Here is a 453-nt window from a genome sequence, read left to right on the forward strand (position 1 = left end):
CGAATTGGCCGAAACCGCCGCACCGCCGTTGAGCACGCAGCTGTAGGTGCCGGCGGTGTAACCGGGCTGGTTGGTTTCAGACAGGGTGTACGCACCCGCACTGACCGATGCGTTGGTCACCGTGGCCGAACCGCTGGTGCCGGTGATGGTGCTCGGGCCGGTCGCGGTCAGCGGGAAATCGCTGACCGTGGCGGTACCACCGTTGTCGTTGGTCACCGTCTTGACCAGGGTCAGCGTCGCGGCTTGGTCGTTGTTGTCGATCGTGCAGGTGGCGTTGTCGCCACCGGCCAGGGTGATCGAGTTCGCCACCGTGGCTGCGCCGCCGTTGAGCACGCAGCTGTAGGTGCCGGCGGTGTAACCGGGCTGGTTGGTTTCAGACAGGGTGTAAGCACCCGCACTGACCGATGCGTTGGTCACCGTGGCCGAACCGCTGGTGCCGGTGATGGTGCTCGG

The 453-nt window shown here is 66.0% G+C and carries 1 protein-coding gene; it reads right to left on the reverse strand.

The genetic code is table 11. The features are described from left to right. Positions 1-453, reverse strand: a 453-nt coding sequence (locus V7787_RS52920) for a hypothetical protein (RefSeq protein WP_336095467.1), incomplete at both ends; no start/stop codon positions are given.

This window comes from Pseudomonas sp. CGJS7 (assembly GCF_036961695.1).